Source organism: Staphylococcus sp. EG-SA-17 (genome assembly GCF_017151845.1).
GTDB lineage: Bacteria > Bacillota > Bacilli > Staphylococcales > Staphylococcaceae > Staphylococcus > Staphylococcus aureus.
The window spans coordinates 1-19,437 of sequence record NZ_JACVZO010000007.1; the positions used below are offsets into that span (position 1 = coordinate 1).

Here is a 19,437-nt window from a genome sequence, read left to right on the forward strand (position 1 = left end):
GCATTAGCACTTTGGGTAAGATGTAAACGCAACACAACATTACGTAATACTTTAAAAGGTGCATTGCCAGTTGGTTTCCTAGGTATTGGAGAACCATTAATCTATGGTGTGACTTTGCCATTAGGTCGACCTTTCTTAACTGCTTGTATTGGCGGTGGTATTGGTGGTGCTGTAATAGGTGGAATTGGACATATTGGTGCCAAAGCAATAGGCCCAAGTGGTGTGTCACTATTACCATTAATCTCAGATAATATGTATTTAGGTTATATTGCAGGGTTACTTGCTGCGTATGCTGGTGGATTCGTTTGTACATATTTATTTGGAACGACAAAGGCGATGCGACAGACAGATTTGTTGGGTGATTAATGATGACAAATATTTTATATCGCATTGATAAGCAGTTGAGTGATTTTACGAAGACAGAAAAGATAATCGCTGATTACATTTTAAAGAATCCACATAAAATCATTGATATGACTGTGAATGATTTGGCAGATGTTACGAATGTTAGTACAGCATCAATTGTTAGATTTAGTCGGAAAATGACACATCAAGGTTTTCAAGAGCTAAAGATTGCGATATCTCGATACTTACCCGAAGATATTGCAACCAATCCACATTTGGAATTGATTGAAAATGAACCTGTAGAAACTTTGAAAAATAAAATGATTGCTAGAGCAACGAATACGATGCGATTTGTAGCTACTAATATTATGGATGCGCAAATTGATGCAATTTGTGATGTGTTGAAAAATGCCAGGACAATATTTTTATTTGGATTTGGCGCATCGAGTTTGACTATTGGTGATCTTTTTCAAAAGTTATCTCGTATTGGCTTAAATGTCAGGTTATTACATGAAACGCATTTACTTGTGTCAACATTTGCGACGCATGATGATAGAGATTGCATGATTTTTGTGACGAATCAAGGTAGTCATAGTGAATTGCAGTCAATTGCACAGGTGGCCACACATTACAGTATTCCCATCATAACTATATCTAGTACAGCTAATAATCCAGTGGCTCAAATTGCAGACTATGCATTGATTTATGGCAGAACTGATGAAAATGAAATGCGTATGGCGGCTACAACGTCACTATTTGCACAGTTATTCACGGTAGATATATTGTACTATCGATTTGTAGCATTAAATTATCATGCGATTCTAGATTGTATAACCCAATCGAAAATGGCACTTGATAATTACAGGAAGCATCTTGCGACGATAGATTTTAAACATTAGATATTGTGCGCGTTCTAATATAAAGTTAGTTGCAACGTAAACAATTGAAGTTTTTGATGTGATTCAGTTGCTTGATGAAAAATTGTTGCTACAAGTTTGTAAAACTGGCATAGAGGCTATTTTGAAAATGATAAAGGCGTGACAAATTAAAGCAAAGTTCAGATTTGAGCTTTGCTTTTTTCATAGATGGAAATTAAATGCTGTTATTAAGGGGGAATTAATTTGGAACTTAACGAGATGATTAATTTTGTAAAAGAAAACAATAAGATAATGGTTACTTTATCGCTAACAATTTTCACGTCTGTAATATTTCCTGAGTTAAAAAGTTGGTATTCAAAAATCATTAATACTGAAAATAAATATAGAATATTCGATAGGGCAATTATTATGATTGGCACAGTGTTACCAATGTATTTTCTTTTAGGATTTTTGAATTATAAAATATATATTAAACTGCTAGAAAGACCTCATAGTGAATTTATTAATACAATATGGTTTTCATTAATAGGCATAAGTTATGGATTAATCTTATTTATAGCTATTTCAACTTACAGAAATTATTTAGCGATTGTTAATAGATTTCAATTATATAAAATGTGTGAAAATTGTGATTACATACATCCCTATAGGTTTGTTGTAAACAAAGAAAGTACATTAATTAAAGATTGTTTTAAAGTTGGCAATAATGACCTTTACGAACCTGGATCAAACTACAAAATAATTAACCTAAATCAAACCATATATGGACACTATGAAAAAGTTGAAAGTTTTTATCAAAATAAAAACGACAAAATATTCCATATCATTACGCTGAATAGAAAAAACTTAATAAGAAGTTGGCTTTTTATAAATAATTGGTCTATTATTTTATGTCGTTTTACAATGCCGATAGTGTTCACTTTATTTATTTTTTCTTTATCCTATTTTGATAATGGCATTTATAATGCTTTTATTCCAATTGTGATGTACATTTTCACTTTTGTTTTTCAATCAATCATATTCAATAAAATATATACAGAGAACAAACAATTGAGGACACAATATATTCAAAAGTTGAACTCTGGCATAGAAGTATAAAAATATAAAGGATAGTGTGTGTTGGTGTTTTTAGTATACGACTTACCTCAAAGACAAATATTAAAAGATAAGACAATAAAATTAGAATAAATTTACGTTTGAAGATAAAAAACAAACATTTTTCATTAAAGTTTATGATATATTTAGAGCAATAGAAAGTGTATGGAAGGGGATATGAATGGCATACCAAAGTGAATACGCATTAGAAAATGAAATGATGAATCAACTTGAACAATTGGGTTACGAAAGAGTAACGATACGTGATAATAAGCAATTGCTTGATAATTTTAGAACGATTTTAAATGAGCGTCATGCGGACAAATTAGAAGGCAATCCCTTAACAGATAAAGAATTTCAACGTCTGTTAACGATGATTGATGGGAAAAGTATTTTCGAGAGTGCCCGTATTTTACGTGATAAATTACCACTTAGACGTGATGATGAGTCTGAGATTTATTTGTCGTTTTTAGATACGAAAAGTTGGTGTAAAAATAAGTTTCAAGTGACGAATCAAGTATCTGTCGAGGATACATATAAAGCACGTTATGATGTAACGATATTAATCAATGGACTACCCCTTGTCCAAGTTGAATTGAAACGTCGAGGCATTGATATTAATGAGGCGTTTAACCAAGTAAAACGTTACCGTAAACAAAATTACACAGGCTTATTCCGCTACATACAAATGTTTATCATTAGTAATGGTGTTGAAACGCGATACTTTTCTAATAATGATAGCGAACTATTGAAGAGTCACATGTTTTATTGGAGTGATAAACAGAATAACCGAATCAATACATTACAATCGTTTGCTGAGTCATTTATGAGACCTTGTCAATTAGCTAAGATGATATCGCGCTATATGATTATTAATGAAACAGATAGAATACTGATGGCAATGCGCCCGTATCAAGTGTATGCGGTAGAAGCACTAATTCAACAAGCGACTGAGACAGGGAATAATGGATATATTTGGCATACAACTGGAAGTGGTAAGACGTTGACTTCTTTTAAAGCGAGTCAGATTTTATCACAGCAAGATGACATTAAGAAAGTTATCTTTTTGGTTGACCGCAAAGACTTGGATAGTCAAACAGAAGAGGAATTTAATAAATTTGCTAAGGGTGCTGTAGACAAAACTTTTAATACCTCGCAACTGGTACGCCAACTAAATGATAAAAGTTTGCCACTTATTGTAACGACGATTCAAAAAATGGCTAAAGCGATTCAAGGTAATGCCCATTTATTAGAACAGTATAAAACGAATAAAGTTGTATTTATTATTGATGAGTGTCATCGCAGTCAATTTGGTGACATGCATCGTCTAGTTAAACAACATTTCAAAAATGCCCAATACTTTGGGTTCACTGGTACGCCACGTTTTCCAGAAAATAGTAGTCAAGATGGTAGAACAACTGCAGATATTTTCGGTAGATGCTTACATACGTATTTAATTAGAGATGCCATTCATGATGGTAATGTACTTGGTTTCTCAGTTGACTATATTAATACTTTTAAAAATAAAGCTTTAAAAGCAGAAGATAACAGCATGGTTGAAGCAATTGATACGGAAGAAGTATGGTTAGCGGATAAACGTGTGGAATTAGTAACACGACATATCATCAATAATCATGATAAATATACACGTAATCGTCAATATTCAAGTATATTTACAGTCCAAAGTATTCACGCGCTTATTAAATATTATGAGACATTTAAGCGACTTAACAAAAAGTTGGAACAACCATTAACGGTAGCTGGTATATTTACGTTTAAACCTAATGAAGATGATCGTGATGGTGAAGTGCCATATCATTCACGTGAAAAATTAGAGATAATGATTAGCGATTATAATAAAAAGTTCGAGACGAATTTTTCAACAGACACAACTAATGAGTATTTTAATCATATTTCAAAAAACGTTAAAAAGGGCGTTAAAGATAGTAAAATTGATATCTTAATCGTTGTTAATATGTTCTTAACTGGTTTTGATAGTAAAGTACTGAACACTTTATATGTTGATAAGAATTTAATGTATCATGATTTAATTCAAGCGTATTCACGTACAAATAGGGTTGAAAAAGAATCAAAGCCATTTGGTAAAATTGTAAACTATCGTGACTTGAAAAAAGAGACAGACGATGCACTGAGAGTATTCTCACAAACAAATGATACGGATACAATTTTAATGCGTAGTTATGAAGAGTATAAAAAAGAATTTATGGACGCTTATCGTGAGCTTAAAATGATTGTGCCGACACCACACATGGTTGATGACATTCAAGATGAAGAAGAGCTAAAGCGCTTTGTTGAAGCTTATCGTTTATTAGCTAAAATAATATTACGTTTAAAAGCATTTGACGAGTTTGAGTTTACAATTGATGAAATTGGAATGGATGAACAAGAGAATGAAGACTATAAAAGTAAATATTTAGCTGTGTACGATCAAGTAAAAAGAGCGACGGCTGAGAAAAATAAAGTATCCATTTTAAATGATATTGATTTCGAAATAGAAATGATGCGTAATGATACGATTAATGTGAATTATATTATGAATATATTGAGACAAATTGATCTTGAAGACAAAGCGGAACAACGTCGTAACCAAGAACAAATTAGACGCATTTTAGATCATGCAGATGATCCGACATTGAGGTTAAAACGAGATCTAATTAGAGAATTCATCGACAATGTTGTACCTTCTTTAAATAAGGATGATGATATCGATCAAGAATATGTTAATTTCGAAAGTATTAAAAAAGAAGCGGAGTTCAAAGGATTTGCTGGAGAGAGATCTATCGATGAACAAGCCCTAAAAACAATTTCAAATGACTATCAGTATAGTGGTGTTGTAAACCCACATCACCTTAAAAAAATGATTGGTGATTTGCCATTAAAAGAAAAACGTAAAGCAAGAAAAGCCATTGAATCTTTCGTGGCAGAAACAACTGAAAAATACGGTGTGTAATGATTCAGCCCCCTCGCTAGATTAGTGTAGGGGGCATAATTATTTCATTAGAAAAGGCTCATTTATTTTGCAATCATCACTTGGTTTCAATAAAATTTTATCATCGTATGTGTATAGAAATAATGTCTATAGGCATTTAAAATAGTTTATAATATTAACAGGATAAGTATTAAATGTATGTTGAAGGAGGTGCGTAGCTATGGATAATAGAAATATGATTAATCGTGTTTTTAGTCAAAAGATATTACATCAAATTGCAATCAAAAATAAAAGTGATGTTGTTGATGAGGCATATGATTTTTATATACAGGGACCTAAAAATATCAATGTAATACAGAAAATGAAGTCTTTATATAACTATCTTAAAAAGTCTTATCGTAACGAATATTTTTACAAAAACACAATGCTTAATAAACTCCTTCTAGGACGACATTCTGTTAATACAACTACTGCACTTTCTGAGATGCCCATAGGGAAAAGTATTGCTGATTTTATATTGTTAAACGGCAAAGGCGTTGTCTATGAGATTAAAACAGAATTAGATAAGTTGGATAGATTAGATAATCAAATTAATGATTATTATGAAGTGTTTAATTATGTCGTAGTCATTACAAATAACAAACATCTGAATAAAGTTATGGCTAGATACAAAGATACAACAGTTGGAATTTTAGTGTTAACAACTAGAAATACACTGAGTGAAGTTCAAAAACCTAAAGAAAACAATAGTCTCTTAAACACGAAAGCGATGTACAACTTTTTACGAAAAGAAGAAAGAAAAAGAGTTATTGCACAAAATCATATGGATGTACCAACTTATAATGATTTCACAGAGTATGATGTGTTATTTGACGTGTTTAAAGAAATACCAATGACGAAACTGCATAACAATATGATTTCTGAGTTGAAAAAAAGAGGCAACATGAAAGAATACAAAGATGAATTTTTAGCAGCTCCGACTGAAATTAAGTTCTTGTTATATTTCGCAAAAATGACAAAGAAAGATAAAAATAAACTATATCATTTTCTTAAGGAGGATTAATATGTATTATCCTTATTTGCGTGGGAAACAAAATGAACTATTTGCAATTAAAGAATTGTTAGAGAAAGGTTTGATTGGTGATTGTATTCAACCTATAATTGAACCAATTAAATATACAACCACATTTAAAAATACTTTGCAATACTGTGGTGAAAAAGCATTCTCTATAAATTTAGTAGTAAATTCAAAGTTAACTGAAGAAGAGATTAGTAACGAAACTGTTGAACATTTAACTGAAATAATAACAAAAAACAAAAGTGTTATTCAAAAAGCTTACTTGGGTCCTTCTGATGAAGGCAATGATAGGTTGAAACAGCAATTTTCAAGTAATAGTTTAGCTATTTTAACAAGTGTAGATGACTGGGAAATGTTTGGAGATAAAAATAAACTTGAAATGGTTTTTATACCAGATGATAGACACATTAAACGTAAATTGCGTAATATTCCAAACAAAGGCATCATTATGGATCCTTTTAATAAACTAAGTCGTAATGTTGATTATTTAGATAATGATGACGAGTTTTATAGCGACGATCACCTTTATTATAAGGAAGATGGATACGTAGCATTTTCAGACTATTCTGTTATAGGTGGAGAATATGTAGACGGTGGCTTTTCGCCATTAGCTATTGCGATACATATTGTCTATTTTGATGAGGCTAATGAGCTAAGAGTTAAGCATTTTGTCTCTGATTCTAATAATGATAGATCAAATCCAGGTAAAAAGTTTTTTGAGGCTGTAGATAAATTAGTAACATGGTCAAAAAACTTAGATATTAAAAATAGATCTTATGCGCTTGGACAATTTGAAGAATTAAATGAAAATAATAAGTATCCAGGCTTAGGTTTAATTAAAAGGTTATCTATCATGCATCATCTAGAAATTATGAATAGATACTTGGAGTCTCAAAATGAAAATATGTGAAAAATGTTTTAATAATACTGAAATCGTAGAAATCATTGCAAATGATAATAGCAAAATTGACAATTGTGATATTGATAACAATCATCTTGGTGTTAAAATATTTGATACGACTAAGGACAAAGATAAATTAGAACTTATTAGAGATTATTTAAGACCAGCATTAGAATTATATGATATTAGTATAAATTTACCAGATACTTTTAGCCCAAAAGAAGGTAAAAAGATTGAAATAGCATTAAAAGACGACTGGAGTATATTTAAAGTTGAGGAAGCTCAAATAAGTTGTATTTTAAATGAACTTTTTAAAGATGATGAAAATTTAGATAGACGAGTGTTGGAAGATTTAGTAGGCGCTAAAATCATAAACGATAAAAAATATACAAATGAAAATCTAATTGTAGCAAATAATGACTGGGATGGATTTTGTGAGAGCTTGAAGTATAACAATAGATTTCATAATAATATGATTAATTTAGAGAATTTAGCGTTCTTTCTCGATATCACTACTAATTACTATAGTATTGAGGAATTTAGAGAAAGATTTGAACCATTATATAGATCTAGAATAGTTAAGTTCATTACAGAGAAAAGTGAACTAATGTCACCACCAAAGGGATTTGCAACGGCAGGAAGATTGAATTCTAAATGGATAAGCGTATTATACCTTAGTACAAAAGAACAGGTCAGTATAGAAGAAGTTAAACCTAAGCATAATGACATTATTTATATAGGTAAGGTTAAGTTACAAAAAAACGTTACAAAAGAGAAATTGAAAATTGCGAATTTAACTAATTTAACTAGTAATGCAATCAAAGCTGGCGATGATGGATTTAGAAAGTATTTTGTAAATTACCAAACATTAAAAAAGATTCATAAAGGAATAACAAATCCAAGCGATGAACAAGGAATAGATTATTTGCCATTTCAATATTTAGCTGATTATATTCGAAGCCTTAAATATGACGGGATAATGTATGAGAGCATATTGCAAGATGGTACTTTTAACTTTGTGTTTTTTGATCAAAGTTTATTTGAATGTGTTAATTATGAAAGAAAAAGAGTAAGTGATGTTAAATATACATTGACTAAGCTAAGTTGACACACTCAAAAATCTGAATATTCTAATAAAATATAAATAATCCCCCGCACTTCACATAGTAGCGGGGGATTTATTCTGGCGTCAAAATGCCCAAAGTATGGGGGTGACTCTTAAATCATGGCAAAGCACCTAAAACTTGATATGGTGCCGAGCCCTAACTTAACACAATATAGTTAGTATGACAAAGTCATCTAACATAACACATCAGAGATTGCCTGATTTATTCCAGACCATACAGTGATAAAGTTACACAACGCATGACTTTTATTTAGCAATAACTGCTACTTCTGAAATAAGTTGCTTTGCATAGTCTGACTGCGGATGTTTGATAATATCTTCTGTGTTATTAAGTTCAACGATTTCGCCATTTTTCATAACTGCAACGCGATCACATATTTCATTGATAACACCCATGTCATGTGTGATGAATAAATAAGTAATGCCGAAGTCTAACTGTAATTGTTTTAATAACTCGATGATATCTTTTTGAATTGAAACGTCTAAAGCGGACACTGCCTCGTCGCAAACAATCACTTTAGATTCTACAGCAAGTGCTCTCGCGATACTTACACGCTGGCGTTGCCCACCAGATAATTCGTGTGGATAGCGATATAAGAAACTTTGATCTAGGCCAACTTTTTCTAACAACGATACGATAATTTCAATAATATCATCATTATCTTTGACTTTCCCGTGAATGATTAGTGGTCGTTTAATCACATCAATGACTTTAAATCTTGGATTAATAGATGCGAATGGATCTTGGAAAATCATTTGTATCTCTTGTCGTAAAGCTTTCAATTCATCATCTTTAAATAAACTTAATGGTAATTCGTTATACCAAATAAAGCCTTCTGACACTTCCTTTAGACCGACGACCGTCTTAGCTAATGTCGATTTCCCTGACCCTGACTCACCGACAATGCCTAATGTTTCGCCTTTTCTAATAGCCAAGTTAATATCATTAACTGCTCGGTATAGGCTGCCACTTGGTAACTTGTAATCCACGCTCACGCGATCGAATTTTAATAAAATATCATTGTTTAACGGTCTTGGCGGACGCGTTTGATGAATATCTGGAATCGCATCTATTAAGCGTTTCGTATAGGTATGTTGTGGCGATTTAAAAATACTTTCAACCGTGCCACTTTCAACGACACTTCCATCTTTCATTACAATCACATCGTCGCAAAATTGATACACAGCGCCTAAATCGTGAGTGATAAAAATAATAGATGTTTCTGTGTACTCATAAAGGGACTTCATTAACTGCAGTAATTGATTTTGTGTACTGGCATCTAATGCCGTTGTTGGTTCATCTGCGATTAAAATTTGTGGCTTTAAAATCAATGCCATTGCTATCATGACACGTTGACGCATACCACCAGAAAGTTCATGTGGATAAGCATCAAATTGTCGAGTTGCATGTTTTATACCTACTTTTTCTAAAATGTCTATTGTCATCGACTTTGCTTCAGATTTAGATACACGTTTATGTTGAAATAGTACTTCTGTAATTTGTTTGCCAATCGTTAATCTTGGATTCAACGAAGAGAGTGGATCTTGAAAAATCATTGAAATATCCTTGCCTCGAATTTGTTGTAACGCTGAAGTTGATAAATTAGTTAACGATTGCCCATTAAAAATAATTTCTCCTGTTAATGTGTGATCTGGATAATCTGGTAGTAGCCCTAAAATAGATTTAGCAGTAATACTTTTTCCTGATCCTGATTCACCAACAATACCTAGGATATGTTTTTTTCGTAATTCGAAAGAGACGTTTTTTACCGCTTGAACTGTAGTTTCATCATAATTGAATTGTACATTCAGACTGTTGACTTCTAATAAATTTGACATGATGTTGTGCCTCCCTATTCACAAATGTGTAAATTTATTCTATACTTTTGTATATCATAGTAATCTACTCAAGATTATTTTACAAGGAGTGATTATCATAATTACTTATTTAGAATCTTTTAAGTCGTTGTATCACAAGGCATTTTACAAGTTTGTATTATCGGTATTAAGCTTGCCAATATTTTTATATGCAGTGATAAAGTTTTTCTTTTCTGCTAAGAGGAAAAATTTTTACGCTAATAATTCTGAAATTTCAGAAATCGAACAGGCGTTACATCAAAAATATAAATATTTATCGCAGCAAAAGTTATCCACACAAATACATAAAGAAGCATTAAAAATATTCAAGGCACAAAGTTCTAATACGAATTCAAAGAATATTGAACAAGCACATTTTTCAACATACTTTGAAAATGTATTATTTCATAAGTTCATCATTATCAAAGTGATATTGGCCTTGCCGATGTTCATCTTATTGACTATTTATTTACAGCCATTAGTTAGATATATTTTTGAGCGAATTGTCATGGCTGTGATTGTCATCATTGGTGTTATTGTCAGTGTGTTTACCATTCTGTATTTTTCACCGCTTGATGCGGCTTATAGCATACTGGGACAAAATGCAACAAAGGCACAGATACATCAATTCAATGTATTACATCATCTTAACGAACCTTATTTTATTCAATTGTGGGATACCATCAAGGGTGTTTTTACTTTTGACTTAGGTACGACTTACAAAGGGAATGAGGTTGTGACTAAAGCAGTTGGCGAAAGAATTCCAATTACAATAATTGTCGCAGTATTAGCGCTAATTGTGGCATTAATTATTGCGATACCAATTGGAATTATCAGTGCGATGAAGCGAAATAGTTGGCTTGATATCACGTTAATGATAATTGCATTAATTGGTTTATCTATTCCAAGTTTCTGGCAAGGGCTATTATTCATTTTAGCGTTCTCATTGAAATTGGATATTTTGCCACCATCTTATATGCCAGAACATCCAATATCGTTGATTTTACCTGTACTTGTCATTGGAACAAGTATTGCTGCTTCTATCACGCGTATGACAAGGTCTTCTGTACTTGAAGTAATGCGCAGTGATTATGTTTTAACTGCTTATGCAAAAGGATTATCGACGACACAAGTAGTTATTAAACATATTTTGAAAAATGCCATTATTCCAATTGTAACGCTAGTTGGTCTTCTAGTGGCAGAGTTACTAGGCGGTTCAGCAGTGACGGAACAAGTATTTAACATTAATGGTATCGGTCGTTATATCGTCCAAAAACAACTAATACCTGATATCCCAGCAGTCATGGGTGGGGTCGTATATATATCAATTGTAATATCTTTAGCAAACTTAATTATTGATATATTTTATGCTTTAATCGATCCAAAATTACGTAGTGAAATTAACGAAAGGAAGTGAGGCATATGGTAAAACTTACAACAAAGATAGCTTCCTTAAAACTATTCGCAAGTTATGCTATTGCAACTTATATTTTAGTTATATTAACGAGTGCATTAAATCTTTTTAAAGGTTATGTGGCCGATACGTTCTATATTGCTGAAACATTGCTAATCGTTTTAACTATCATTTTAATTATCATCTTAACAACGGAACAAACATGGAAGCATCATGACCTATGGCGACGTATTGTCGAAGTGTTGTTATTATTGATGACATTAACAGGCAACGTATTTACATTATTAATGTTTGTAAGTATTAGACGTTATGAACGTACATCGCAAATACATAGTTATAACGGCTGGGAATCGTTTATACGAAAAACTACTAGACATCGTATTGCGATTATCGGGTTACTTATTTTAGTCTACATGCTGACATTATCAATTGTGTCACAATTTACATTTGATACGACATTGGCTACTAAAAATCAGTTCAATGCACTGTTACATGGACCGAGTCTAGCCTATCCGTTTGGTACTGATGATTTCGGTAGAGACTTATTTACACGCGTAGTTGTCGGAACGAAGCTGACATTTTCAATTTCAATTATTTCAGTAGTTATTGCAGTTATTTTTGGTGTGTTACTAGGCACTATCGCAGGTTATTTTAATCATATTGATAATTTAATAATGCGAATTTTAGATGTAGTGTTTGCAATTCCATCATTATTGTTAGCGGTGGCAATTATTGCATCATTTGGAGCAAGTATTCCCAATTTAATTATTGCTTTAAGTATCGGTAATATACCATCATTTGCACGGACAATGCGTGCCAGTGTTTTAGAAATTAAACGCATGGAATATGTAGATGCAGCGCGTATCACTGGTGAAAACACTTGGAATATCATATGGCGTTATATTTTACCGAATGCGATTGCGCCTATGATTGTACGTTTTTCATTAAATATAGGTGTGGTTGTATTAACAACAAGTAGTTTAAGTTTCCTAGGACTTGGTGTTGCACCTGATGTAGCTGAATGGGGCAACATTTTACGTACCGGTAGTAACTACTTGGAAACGCACAGTAATTTAGCTATTGTACCTGGTGTTTGTATTATGTTCGTCGTTTTAGCATTTAATTTTATAGGTGATGCAGTGCGTGATGCACTAGATCCAAGAATTCATTAAAAAGGTAGGGATAGATGTGAAGAAAATCATTAGTATCGCAATTATAGTTTTAGCGTTGGTATTAAGTGGTTGTGGTGTCCCTACGAAATCAGAAGTGGCTCAAAAGTCATCGAAAGTTGAAGTGAAAGGCGAGCGACCAACAATACATTTCCTAGGACAAGCAAGTTATGAAAATGATATGAATATCGTCAAAGATCAATTGGAAAATGCAGGATTTAACGTGAAGATGAATATCCAACCAGATTATGGTAGCTATCGTACACAACGTCAAGCCGGCAATTATGATATCCAAATCGATGACTGGATGACAGTTTTTGGTGACCCGAACTATGCTATGACGGCATTATTTAGTTCTACAGGATCAAATAGTTTATTGAAAGATAAACATGTAGACCAGTTGTTAAATAAAGCTTCTACTCAAAATGAAGCAGATGTTAAACAAACATATAAGCAAATTGAAGATGAAGTTGTATTTGATAAAGGGTATATGGCGCCATTATATGGATCAAAAAAGAATTTAGTATATGACAATAAAGTGTTAGATAAAAATAGTGTTGGATTGCCAAATTCACGTGCATTAATATGGCAACAATTTGATTACAACAATAGTAGAGAACGAGATACGCGGCCACTTGTGATGACACAACAAGATGGTGAAATTCCTACATTGGATCCAATACGTTCAATTGCGCCGTCAGTATATTCAATTAATATGAATATGTACACAAGGTTATTATTATTAGATGAAAATGATCACTTAACAACGAAAGGTTCGTTAAGTCGTGATTATGCTGTGAATAAGGACAATAAAGCGTTTTATTTCTTGTTAAGAGATGATGATTATTTTGCGAAAGTGGTCAATGGACAAGCACGTAATACTGGAGAGCGTGTATCGGCTGAAGATGTTAAGTTTTCTTTAGATAGAGCACGTGATAAAAAGTCTGTGCCTAACAATAATACTTACAATATGCACAAACATATAAATGACATCAAGATATTAAAAGATGAGGACATCGATCAGTTGCGTAAAGAGAAAGACAAGGACGATAAATCAATCTATGATAAGTTGATTAAAGCGTATAACGTCAAATCGTTAACGACAGATGGTCAAAAAGTAAATAATAAAGACGGTATTTATCAAATTGTTAAAATTACGACAGATCAATCGATGCCTCGAGAGGTAAATTACTTAACACACTCTTCGGCAGGCATTTTATCTAAAAAATTTGTTAATCAAGTAAATCAAGAATATCCAAAAGGATATGGGGATAGCAGTACAATTCCTGCAAATTCAGATGGAAAAAATGCGCTTTATGCAAGTGGTGCATACATTATGACACAGAAAAATGCATATCAAGCAACGTTTCAACGTAATCCAGGATTCAACGAAACAGAAAAAGGTAGTTATGGACCAGCTAAAATTAAAAATATTACATTGAAGTTTAATGGTGACCCGAATAATGCATTGTCAGAACTTAGAAATCATTCAATTGATATGTTGGCAGATGTGAATCAAAAACATTTTGATTTAATTAAGTCGGATAAAAATTTAAGCATTATTCGCAAAAATGGACGCAAATCAGTCTTTTTAATGCTAAATATTAAAAAAGGTATATTTAAGACGCATCCAAACTTGAGACAAGCAGTAGTTAATGCGATAAATCAGGATCAATTTATTAAGTTTTATCGTGGCGATAAATTTAAAATTGCATCACCGATTACACCACTTGTCGATACTGGTAACGAGCAACGTCAAGATTTAGAAAAAGTAGAAAAAGCCATTAATCAATAATGTTTTAAATATTTAACAGAAAGTAGGAGGATATAGAATGGTCATTAACTTAAATGACAAACAGACAAAAACATCTAAAGAAGGGTTAATTTCCGTATCACATCCTCTTGCGGCTAAAATTGGTAAGGATGTATTAGATCAAGGTGGCAACGCCATGGATGCAGTGATTGCAATTCAACTGGCATTGAATGTGGTAGAACCATTTGCATCAGGTATTGGTGGTGGCGGGTACTTGTTATATTATGAGCAAAGTACTGGCAGTATAACTGCGTTTGATGCGCGTGAGACAGCCCCTGCACATGTAGACAAACAATTTTATCTAGATGATTCAGGCGAATATAAATCATTTTTTGATATGACTACACATGGTAAAACTGTCGCTGTGCCAGCAATTCCAAAGCTGTTTGATTATATTCACAAGCGTTATGCTAAATTGTCATTGGAAGATTTAATTAATCCTGCAATTGAACTAGCCATTGAAGGTCATTCAGCCAATTGGGCTACTGAAAAATATTCGCGCCAGCAACACGCACGATTGACAAAGTATCACGAAACGGCGCAAGTATTTACGCATGAAAATCAATATTGGCGTGAAGGTGATTGGATTGTACAACCCGAATTAGGTAAGACATTTCAAATATTAAGAGAACAAGGGTTTAATGCATTTTATAAAGGTGACATTGCGAAACAATTAGTCAATGTTGTCAAAGCATGTGGTGGGACAATCACTTTAGAGGATCTAGCCAAATATGACATTCAGATTAAAGCGCCAATCAGTGCAACATTTAAAGACTATGACATTTATTCAATGGGACCATCTAGTTCTGGCGGTATCACGGTAATTCAAATATTGAAGTTATTAGAACATGTCGATTTACCATCTATGGGTCCAAGATCTGTTGATTACTTGCATCATTTGATACAAGCGATGCATTTAGCATATAGTGATCGTGCGCAATACTTGGCGGATGATAATTTTCATGAGGTGCCTGTACAGTCATTAATTGATGACGATTATTTAAAAGCACGCAGTACGCTCATTGATAGCAATAAAGCAAATATTGATATAGAGCATGGTGTTGTGTCTGATTGCATTAGTCATACAGATGTTGAAGAAAATCATACCAAAACAACTCATTTTTGTGTGATTGATAAGGAAGGTAATATTGCTTCATTTACGACATCAATTGGTATGATTTATGGTTCAGGTATTACGATTCCAGGCTACGGTGTGTTATTGAATACGACAATGGATGGCTTTGATGTAGTAGATGGTGGTATTAATGAAATTGCACCATATAAACGACCACTAAGTAACATGGCTCCAACGATTGTGATGTATCACGGGAAGCCGATATTAACAGTAGGTGCACCTGGTGCCATAAGTATCATTGCTAGTGTTGCGCAAACATTAATCAATGTATTAGTGTTTGGCATGGATATTCAGCAGGCTATAGATGAACCTAGAGTTTATAGTAGCCATCCTAATCGCATTGAATGGGAGCCTCAATTTTCACAATCTACAATATTAGCATTGATTGCACGTGGACATGCAATGGAACATAAACCAGATGCCTATATTGGAGATGTACATGGACTACAGGTTGACTTGAATACACGTGACGCGTCGGGAGGTGCTGATGATACGAGAGAAGGCACAGTGATAGGTGGCGATGTATTATCAATTAGAAAAGAACCATTACCTAGTCCGAAAATATACGATAATGACACCCATCGAGTATATTTCAATGATATGCAGTTGCCATTATATGCTGAACAAGTGCGGTGGATGTATGACAAATATTGGGTTGATGAAAGTGTTATTAGAATCATTTTCCCTGAAGTTAGTGTGCATATTGAAGATTTAAGAAGTTATGAAATCGCCGGAAAAAATTATATAGATATTGCCTGGTTGGCACGGAAGAAAGGTTATCAAGTTACCTTAAAGGATGACAGTTTATACTTAACTGATGAAACGTATCATTCAGTGAAAGCAAACATAAATGCATACTATAGATATGATCGAGATAGTATCACAAGATAATTTATGTATTTGATATATAGTTTGAAGTGGATTTTGATTTTTGTTGAACGAAAGGGTTCGATTTCAAACTTTAGAGTGATGCTTGAGTGTAGTAATGTTGAAGTTGTTATAAGAAACGCTAGTCGCCTTTGTAAAATATAAAACGCCCCACAAATTCGTTTTTGATGTACACCACAATAGTTAGTCTAAAATCTAACTTGATGTGATTCGGTACAATTAAATGAATGATGTGAGGCGTTTTTATAATGTGTGATTTTAGTATGTTAAACGATAATAAATGATTTGGTTATTTCTATAATTATATCATAAGTATTAATGTTCACTTAATTTATTATAAGTAAGGCTTTCTGTGTATATAATTTGGTTTTTTCCAGGACTTGAAAAATAAAAATAAAGTTTCTGATCTTGATGATTATTGCCTTTTAAATCACTCATTCCCTTTAATTCCACCTTTGTTGATGCATTTCTGGGAATATTATATCTACGTTTTAATTGTTTAACGTTTGGATTATCATTCGACAACTTACCAGATAAATTATAATAATCAGTGGTAGGATCATGTGTGACTTTCAAATCATTGCTATTTAAAATGCTTGTTAAATCACCATTTTGAATCAAAAATTGATTGTTTTCGATTTTTTGTTTCAGCGTGGGATCTTTTACGTCTTTTGTGAAAACGATTTTATTATTAACTACTTTTACTGGATAACTTTTGTATGTCGAGTCAGTAGCATTTTTTCTATCGTTTGTAGTTGTGTCATATTCACCAGTTATTTTATGTGTGTTCTTATCTACCTTTAACAACATACGGTCTTCTTTAAAAAGCTCATCTGATCCAACAACTGAATAAGAGGATTCTATGTACCATGTGTCTTGATCATTATTTTCATAATGGGGATTATCGTGACCATCAATTTCATAAAGCGTTTCTAAGTTTTTAATAGGATATGTACTTAGTACTTTTTTTAGACCATCTTTCAAATGAATTTGTTCCCACTTCATTGCCAAAAACATACCGCCACTGACTACAATTGAAATAATAATAATTGCTGCTAAGTTTAACCAGAAAATTTTATGTGCTTTCATACATTCACACCTTTTCTTAAAATACTTAATTAACACTATAATAATATATTTTAAAAATATTTACATCAGTATTAAAGTGAATATCAAACTTTAAATGTGTGGAAATAATAGGTATTTATAAAAAAGTAGGAAATGCATACAATTAAAAACTGTGTGACGTTTGAGGAGTCACACAGTGTAATTAAAAATTTAAAAAGTTGTTGCTAATTTTTCAGCATTATTAATACTAGTTGCTTTAATTTCTTCAGTCTTATGAGGTTCAGCATTGTGTCCTTCAATAATGATTGTTTCATATGATGGCACACCTAAGAATGTCATAATTGTTCTTAAATAACGGTCACCCATTTCAAAATCAGCAGCAGGTCCTTCAGTATAATATCCACCACGTGATTGAATGTGTAATACTTTTTTGTCAGTTAACAAACCTTGAGGTCCTTCAGCAGAATATTTAAAAGTTTTACCTGCAATTGAAATGGCATCAATATATGCTTTGACTACAGGTGGGAAAGAAAGGTTCCACATCGGCGTTACAAATACATATTTATCTGCGCTTAAAAATTCTTCTAAAATGTCACTCAATCTTGAAACTTTCATTTGTTCATCATCAGTTAACGTTTCGCCATTGCTCATTTTTCCCCAACCAGTTAATACATCTTTGTCAATAACTGGAATATAAGTTTCAAATAAATCAATATGTTTCACTTCATCATCAGGATGTTGTTGTTGATATGTTTCGATAAATGCTTTACCAGCCGCCATAGAATTTGATACCAGTTCATTAAAAGGGTGTGCTGTAATATATAATACTTTTGCCATTTGAAAATTCTCCTCTGGTTCTGTTATTTTCTTAAGTATAATTATTATACTAGATATAAAATTTGATATCAATAAAAATATTCAAATTACCATCATTTTCTTCATCTATATTTGGCAGTACTACTAAAGTATGAGTGCATTTAATTATGAAATAGTTGATTTAGAATATATACTTAATACCCAAAATATATGAAGGATGGATGCCACTATGACAAAGCGACCAAAACGTATTTTGGCAACAATTATCATTTTTCTTTCACTATTATTTACGATTATTTATATAGATGACATTCAAAAATGGTTTAACCAATATACCGATAAATTGACACAAAATCATAAAGGACAAGGACACTCAAAATGGGAAGACTTTTTTAGAGGGAGTCGGATTACTGAGACTTTTGGTAAATATCAACATTCACCATTTGATGGTAAGCATTATGGCATTGATTTTGCATTGCCAAAAGGTACACCAATTAAAGCGCCGACGAATGGTAAAGTAACACGTTTCTTTAATAATGAATTAGGCGGCAAGGTATTACAGATTGCCGAAGACAATGGAGAATATCACCAGTGGTATCTACACTTAGACAAATATAATGTCAAAGTAGGTGATCGAGTCAAAGCAGGTGATATTATTGCATATTCAGGCAATACAGGTAAACAAACGACAGGCGCACATTTACATTTTCAAAGAATGAAGGGTGGCGTAGGTAATGCATATGCAGAAGATCCTAAACCGTTTATTGATCAGTTACCTGATGGGGAACGTAGCCTATATGATTTGTAGCTATAGAAGAGTGCCCGCAGTCTAAAAAATTAAGCAATCATTGTGTGAGTATGATACTTACACAATGATTGCTTTTTTCAATGAAAATCGAAATGC

Annotated in this window: 14 protein-coding genes and 1 pseudogene; 12 read left to right on the plus strand and 3 right to left on the minus strand. The window is 32.6% G+C overall.

Annotated elements, in window-relative coordinates; genetic code table 11:
- The 7 genes and pseudogenes from IDG65_RS04850 to IDG65_RS04880 form a co-directional block, all read left to right on the plus strand.
- Positions 1-366, plus strand: a pseudogene (locus IDG65_RS04850) (PTS transporter subunit EIIC); the annotation flags it as partial.
- A gap of 2 nt (positions 367-368) precedes the next feature.
- Positions 369-1,244 (plus strand): pentose phosphate pathway transcriptional regulator RpiRB, encoded by an 876-nt coding sequence (gene rpiRb, locus IDG65_RS04855; protein WP_000181826.1) that lies wholly within the window; start codon positions 369-371, stop codon positions 1,242-1,244.
- Between the two features lie 222 nt (positions 1,245-1,466).
- Complete coding sequence (locus IDG65_RS04860; protein ID WP_000422383.1) at positions 1,467-2,321, plus strand: hypothetical protein; 855 nt, start codon at positions 1,467-1,469, stop codon at positions 2,319-2,321.
- A 178-nt stretch (positions 2,322-2,499) separates the two neighbouring features.
- The gene (locus IDG65_RS04865) at positions 2,500-5,289 is read left to right on the plus strand and encodes a type I restriction endonuclease subunit R (RefSeq protein ID WP_000331338.1); all 2,790 of its coding nucleotides are present in this window, start codon (positions 2,500-2,502) and stop codon (positions 5,287-5,289) included.
- A 199-nt stretch (positions 5,290-5,488) separates the two neighbouring features.
- Entirely contained in the window at positions 5,489-6,331 is an 843-nt protein-coding gene (locus IDG65_RS04870; RefSeq protein WP_000370350.1) for a sce7726 family protein, read from the plus strand.
- Position 6,332: 1 nt separating this feature from the next.
- On the plus strand, positions 6,333-7,256 hold the full coding sequence (locus IDG65_RS04875) for a sce7725 family protein (protein ID WP_000291756.1): 924 nt from the start codon (positions 6,333-6,335) through the stop codon (positions 7,254-7,256).
- A complete protein-coding gene (locus tag IDG65_RS04880; protein ID WP_000686458.1) occupies positions 7,243-8,355 on the plus strand; it encodes an RES family NAD+ phosphorylase in 1,113 nt (370 codons plus the stop codon). The genes IDG65_RS04875 and IDG65_RS04880 overlap by 14 nt, the downstream gene beginning before the upstream one ends.
- 264 nt (positions 8,356-8,619) lie before the next feature.
- Here the strand turns inward: IDG65_RS04880 and IDG65_RS04885 are convergent, their stop codons facing one another.
- Complete coding sequence (locus IDG65_RS04885; RefSeq protein ID WP_000067360.1) at positions 8,620-10,212, minus strand: ABC transporter ATP-binding protein; 1,593 nt, start codon at positions 10,210-10,212, stop codon at positions 8,620-8,622.
- On the opposite strand from IDG65_RS04885, the gene IDG65_RS04890 reads away from it, so the two are divergent.
- The 4 genes from IDG65_RS04890 to ggt are packed head-to-tail and all read left to right on the plus strand — an operon-like array spanning position 10,169 to position 16,652.
- Positions 10,169-11,647 carry an ABC transporter permease gene (locus IDG65_RS04890; protein WP_001805583.1) on the plus strand — a complete coding sequence of 493 codons (1,479 nt, stop codon included), beginning with the start codon at positions 10,169-10,171 and terminating at the stop codon, positions 11,645-11,647. The genes IDG65_RS04885 and IDG65_RS04890 overlap by 44 nt on opposite strands.
- 5 nt (positions 11,648-11,652) lie before the next feature.
- On the plus strand, positions 11,653-12,816 hold the full coding sequence (locus IDG65_RS04895) for an ABC transporter permease (protein WP_000240097.1): 1,164 nt from the start codon (positions 11,653-11,655) through the stop codon (positions 12,814-12,816).
- 16 nt (positions 12,817-12,832) lie between these two features.
- Positions 12,833-14,608: an ABC transporter substrate-binding protein gene (locus IDG65_RS04900; protein ID WP_000720814.1), complete on the plus strand. Its 1,776-nt coding sequence runs from the start codon at positions 12,833-12,835 to the stop codon at positions 14,606-14,608.
- 37 nt (positions 14,609-14,645) lie between these two features.
- Positions 14,646-16,652 (plus strand): gamma-glutamyltransferase, encoded by a 2,007-nt coding sequence (ggt, locus tag IDG65_RS04905; RefSeq protein WP_206174032.1) that lies wholly within the window; start codon positions 14,646-14,648, stop codon positions 16,650-16,652.
- A gap of 312 nt (positions 16,653-16,964) precedes the next feature.
- Here ggt and IDG65_RS04910 read toward each other — a convergent pair whose 3' ends face one another.
- Both IDG65_RS04910 and IDG65_RS04915 read right to left on the minus strand, forming a co-directional pair.
- Positions 16,965-17,738, minus strand: coding sequence for a tandem-type lipoprotein (locus tag IDG65_RS04910; RefSeq protein WP_000643618.1), 774 nt, complete (start codon positions 17,736-17,738; stop codon positions 16,965-16,967).
- Positions 17,739-17,927: 189 nt separating this feature from the next.
- On the minus strand, positions 17,928-18,554 hold the full coding sequence (locus tag IDG65_RS04915; RefSeq protein ID WP_001151451.1) for an FMN-dependent NADH-azoreductase: 627 nt from the start codon (positions 18,552-18,554) through the stop codon (positions 17,928-17,930).
- 208 nt (positions 18,555-18,762) lie between these two features.
- Here IDG65_RS04915 and IDG65_RS04920 point away from each other — a divergent pair, with 208 nt between their 5' ends.
- Entirely contained in the window at positions 18,763-19,341 is a 579-nt protein-coding gene (locus tag IDG65_RS04920) for a M23 family metallopeptidase (RefSeq protein ID WP_000166915.1), read from the plus strand.
- The last annotated feature ends 96 nt before the right edge of the window (positions 19,342-19,437 follow it).